General features: G+C 39.4%; 4 protein-coding genes. 3 read left to right on the top strand and 1 reads right to left on the bottom strand.

Annotated features, from left to right (window positions below):
- Positions 1–240: 240 nt before the first annotated feature.
- Complete coding sequence (gene pnp, locus I6E24_RS15230; RefSeq protein ID WP_235329446.1) at positions 241–2409, bottom strand: polyribonucleotide nucleotidyltransferase; 2169 nt, start codon at positions 2407–2409, stop codon at positions 241–243.
- 209 nt (positions 2410–2618) lie between these two features.
- Between pnp and I6E24_RS15225 the strand changes: the two genes are divergently transcribed.
- The 3 genes from I6E24_RS15225 (at position 2619) to I6E24_RS15215 (ending at position 4874) form a co-directional block, all read left to right on the top strand.
- A complete protein-coding gene (locus tag I6E24_RS15225) occupies positions 2619–3764 on the top strand; it encodes a TlpA disulfide reductase family protein (RefSeq protein ID WP_235329445.1) in 1146 nt (381 codons plus the stop codon).
- A gap of 185 nt (positions 3765–3949) precedes the next feature.
- A complete protein-coding gene (gene greA / locus I6E24_RS15220; protein WP_235329444.1) occupies positions 3950–4414 on the top strand; it encodes a transcription elongation factor GreA in 465 nt (154 codons plus the stop codon).
- 55 nt (positions 4415–4469) lie between these two features.
- A complete protein-coding gene (locus tag I6E24_RS15215; RefSeq protein ID WP_235329443.1) occupies positions 4470–4874 on the top strand; it encodes an HIT family protein in 405 nt (134 codons plus the stop codon).
- Positions 4875–5123: the final 249 nt, after the last annotated feature.

Genomic DNA, 5123 nt, shown 5'->3' with positions numbered 1-5123 from the left:
CGGTCTTGTAGAGGAACCACAGTCTTTCAAAGTCTTTTTCGCTAAACATAATCTTTCAAGTTTTAAGTTTAGCACAAAGGTATGAGAAAGAGCCATGCTAGTCAATACGCCAATTTTGGATGGTTACTTGTTTTAATATTAATGTTTTTCCCTTATATTTTTATAGTAACAGTTTCTGTTGGAAAAATACTTACTTTATAATAAAAAAGGTGATCATTTGATCACCTTTTTTAAATTGAATTATTTCTGTTGAGGTTTTCTTTCACGTTTTTTGTTGTTTTCTTCCATACCTTCAGGTTTTGGTAATAAAACCTTGTGAGAAAGCTTGAATTTACCGGTCTTAGGGTCGATTTCAAGAAGTTTTACTTCTATATCGTCACCTTCTTTCAAACCTGATTCTTCGATAGTCTCAAGGCGTTTCCAGTCGATTTCTGAGATGTGAAGCAAACCGTCCTTACCTGGAAGGAATTCTACAAATGCACCGTAAGGCATGATTGAACGAACTTTTCCTGTATATACCTCACCTACTTCAGGAACTGCTACAATACCTTTTATCATGCGGATAGCATCGTCAATTGACTTCTTGTTTGTACCTGAAATTTCGATACGGCCAACATTGTCAACTTCTTCGATTGTGATAGTAGCACCTGTTTCTTCCTGCATACCTTGTATAATCTTACCACCAGGACCGATTACAGCGCCTATGAATTCTTTAGGAATTGTCATAGTCTCGATACGTGGAGCGTGTGGCTTAAGGTCTGCACGAGGTTCTGCGATGCATTCTGTCAATTTTCCGAGGATATATTCGCGACCCTGTTTTGCCTGAAGAAGTGCTTTTTCAAGGATGTCGTAAGTAAGACCGTCACACTTGATATCCATCTGAGTGGCAGTGATACCTTTGCAAGTACCTGTTACCTTAAAGTCCATATCTCCGAGGTGGTCTTCATCGCCAAGGATATCTGAAAGAACGGCATATTTGTCTTCGCCGGCATTTTTGATCAATCCCATTGCAATACCTGATACCGGATTCTTGATAGGTACACCAGCGTCCATAAGAGCCAATGTTCCGGCACATACTGTTGCCATTGAAGATGAACCGTTTGATTCAAGTATATCTGAAACTACGCGTACGCAGTATGGATAATCTGCTGGAATCTGTCCCTTCAAAGCGCGCCATGCCAAGTGTCCGTGACCAATCTCACGACGTCCTACACCGCGCTGAGCTTTTGCTTCACCTGTAGAGAAAGGAGGGAAGTTGTAGTGAAGAAGGAAACGTTCCTTGTGCTGGTCAAGTACGTCATCAACTACTTTTTCGTCGAGTTTTGTACCGAGTGTTACAGTACTCAAAGACTGAGTTTCACCACGTGTAAAGATTGAAGAACCATGAGGACCTGGCAGTGGGCTTACTTCGCACCAGATAGGACGGATTTCTGTAGTAGTACGTCCGTCAAGACGCTTGCCTTCGTCAAGTATACAACGGCGCATAGCCTCTTTTTCTACATCGTGGTAGTAACGGTCTATCATTGCACCCTTTTCTTCAAGTTCTTCTTCTGTGAACTGAGCCTTGAATTCTTCGCATACAGCCTCGAAAGCATCACCGCGTTCGTGTTTGTTTCTGTTGCCTGATGCTGCGATAGCGTATGCTTTTTCGTAGCATGCATCGTGAACAGCCTTGCGGAGTTCTTCATCGTTTTCTTCGTGGCAGTATTCACGTTTAACTGTAGAACCTACTTCTTCCATAAGTTCCATCTGAGCCTTGCAGTGAACTTTGATAGCTTCGTGAGCAAATTTCATCGCTTCAAGAAGATCCTGTTCTGAAACTTCTTCCATTTCACCTTCCACCATCATGATGTTTTCGTAAGTAGCGGCAACCATCAAGTCCATATCTGCCTTTTCGAGAGCCTCGAATGTAGGGTTGATGACAAACTGTCCGTCTATACGTGCTACACGTACTTCTGAGATAGGACCGCCGAAAGGAATATCAGAAACAGCAAGTGCTGCCGAAGCTGCAAGACCTGCAAGAGCATCTGGCATATCAACTCCATCTGCCGAATAGAGGATAATGTTTACATATACCTCTGCGTGATAATTATCAGGGAAAAGAGGACGCAATGCGCGGTCAACAAGGCGGCAAGTCAAAATTTCGTAGTCAGAAGCCTTGCCTTCGCGTTTTGTGAAACCGCCAGGGAAACGTCCGAATGCTGAATATTTTTCTTTGTACTCTACCTGTAAAGGCATGAAATCTGTACCGGGAACTGCATCTTTTGCTGCACAAACAGTAGCTAGCAACATGGTGTTACCCATGCGTAGCATAACAGCACCATCTGCCTGTTTTGCCAGCTTTCCCGTTTCGAGTGTGATGGTTCTTCCATCTCCAAGCTCGATCGTCTTAACAATTGGATTGATCATAAAAATTGATTTAATATAGTTTTTTCGTCAAAATATGCGCAAAGATATACATTTTATCGCAGTAAACAGGTGAAAATGAGGTGAAACTTTCATAATATGCTAATTTTTTGCCGCTTAACATTAAGAAGAAATAAAAAAACTTTGTGAAATCGTTTAAAACAGTAACTTTGCATCGCTAAAAAAAATTTTTAACCTATATAACTAACGATATGATCAGGAAAAATTATATTGCAGCCATATTCTTGTCTCTTGGTATTGCTGCTTGTAACCGTGGACCGGTTTTTAATGTGGAAGGTGAGATTGCCGGTGCTGAAGATAAAACATTGTATATTGAACATACGTCTATAAACGGTGTTCTTAAAATGGATTCAGTAAAACTTGATAGTAAGGGAAACTTTCATTTTGCCGAGGCTCGTCCTGAGGCTCCTGATTTTTATCGCATAAGGATAGAAGACAAAGTAATTAATTTCGTAGTAGATTCTACTGAGACTGTAACCATCAAATCCGATTATACAGGATTTTCTTCTGATTATAATATTACAGGTTCTGAAAGTAATGTCAGAATAAAGGAATTGTCTTTGCTTCAGGCCGAACTTCAGAACAAGGTAAATGATTTGAACAAATCCGGAATGCCGATAGGTCTTGCTCAGGACAGTTTGGCAAAGCTCGTTTCGGCTTATAAAGATAATGTGAAACAAAACTATATCTATAAAGAGCCTGAAAAGGCATCTTCTTATTTTGCGTTGTTCCAGCAATTAAACGGATTTATGATATTCGATCCTTTTTCAAATAGAGAAGATGTGAAGTGTTTTGCCGCTGTGGCTACTAGCCTTAATCATAATTATCCGCATGCTGACCGTTCTCGCAATCTTTACAATATGGTAATTAAAGGAATGAAAAATACTCGTGCTCCGCAACAGAAATCTGTGGAAATACCAGATGGCTTGGTTCAGGAGACATCTATTATAGACATTCCTCTGAAAGATATTAAAGGTGAAACAAAACATCTTACAGATTACAAGGGTAAAGTAGTTCTTATTGATTTCACAGCGTATGCTACTCCTAATTCAGGAACCAGAACATTGGCATTAAGGGAACTTTACAGCAAATACGCCTCACAAGGTCTGGTGATTTATCAGGTTTCGTTGGATACTGACGAACATTTCTGGAAAACAGCGTGCGACAATCTTCCATGGGTATGTGTGCGCGACCCTCAGGGACCATATTCAACTTATGCCAAAATTTATGGAATAACTGCACTTCCTACAGCATTCCTTGTTAATAAAAACAATGAGCTTGTTTTAAGGCTGGATGAGAAAACAGATATTGAAGCGGAAATCAAGAAATTGCTCTGACATGTTTAATAGCATGTAAAAATAAGTTACTTATATGCTTGACTTATAAGAAAAAAACATATCTTTGCAAACAGAATAGGGTATAAAGGGTTCCGGCATCGTTGAACATGTCGGAATTCTTTTTTGTTTTATATCAAAATCAGAATAATTAATTAATAACGAAATAATTTAGGAGGAAAATTATTATGGCTTATATGTCAGAAGAAGGCTATCAGAAACTGTTGGCCGAGTTAAAGCATTTGGAGGCTGTAGAACGCCCTAAGATTGTTGCTGCTATAGCAGAAGCACGTGATAAAGGAGACTTGTCAGAGAATGCCGAATATGATGCGGCAAAGGAAGCGCAGGGACTTCTTGAAATGAAAATCAACCAGCTTAAGGCCACTATAGGTGATGCCAAGATTATTGATACTTCAAAGATGAAGGCTGACACAGTTCAGATTCTTACACGTGTGGAGCTTAAGAATGTAAAGAATAACATGAAAATGGCCTATACCATTGTGTCTGAAAGTGAAGCTAATCTTAAGGAAGGAAAGATTTCTGTCACTACACCTATTGCTCAGGGACTATTAGGCAAGAAAGTTGGTGATGTAGCCGAAATTACTATCCCACAGGGTAAAATAAGTCTTGAAATTTTAAGTATATCATTTTAATAGTTAAGGCAGGTCCGCTTTGTGCGGACTTGCCTTATTTAATATATAATAAGATATGGCAACTATATTCAGTAAAATCATTGCAGGAGAGATTCCAAGCTACAAAGTGGCTGAGGATGACAAATTTTATGCTTTTCTTGACATCAATCCATTGGTAAAGGGACATACACTTGTAGTGCCTAAGAGGGAGGTTGATTATATTTTCGACCTCGAAGACGATGAACTGGCCGATATGCATGTATTTGCTAAAAGTGTGGCACTTGCTATTCAGAAAGCTTTCCCATGTAAGAAGGTAGGCGAAGCTGTTATAGGTCTTGAAGTACCGCATGCTCACATCCACCTTATACCTATTCAGAATGAGTCGGATATGCTTTTTTCTAACCCTAAGCTTTCATTGACTTCCGAAGAGTTTTCTTCCATAGCCCAGACTATAAATAAAATCTGGTCAGAAACCAAATAATAATTTTCCTGATTATCAAATATCAAGCCATCGTTCGATGGCTTTTTTTGTGGCTAATAATTAAATTTGCAGTCTGTTAATGTGAAAAACTTTTTTATATGACAAGAAGATTTGTATTTGGATTTATTACTGTCCGCTAAAGACGTGAATTCCCTCCCAACTTGCTGAAATAGATAAGTTGGGAGTTATTTTCATATCAGACAAGCCCCTCTTATGAGCTTATTACCTCCTTAGGTGGTGGTTCTGCTG

Source organism: Bacteroides caecigallinarum (assembly GCF_021530995.1).
GTDB classification, from domain to species: domain Bacteria; phylum Bacteroidota; class Bacteroidia; order Bacteroidales; family Bacteroidaceae; genus Phocaeicola; species Phocaeicola faecigallinarum.
The sequence above is the reverse complement of the archived record's forward strand: the minus strand, read 5'-3'. Positions and strand labels throughout refer to the sequence as shown.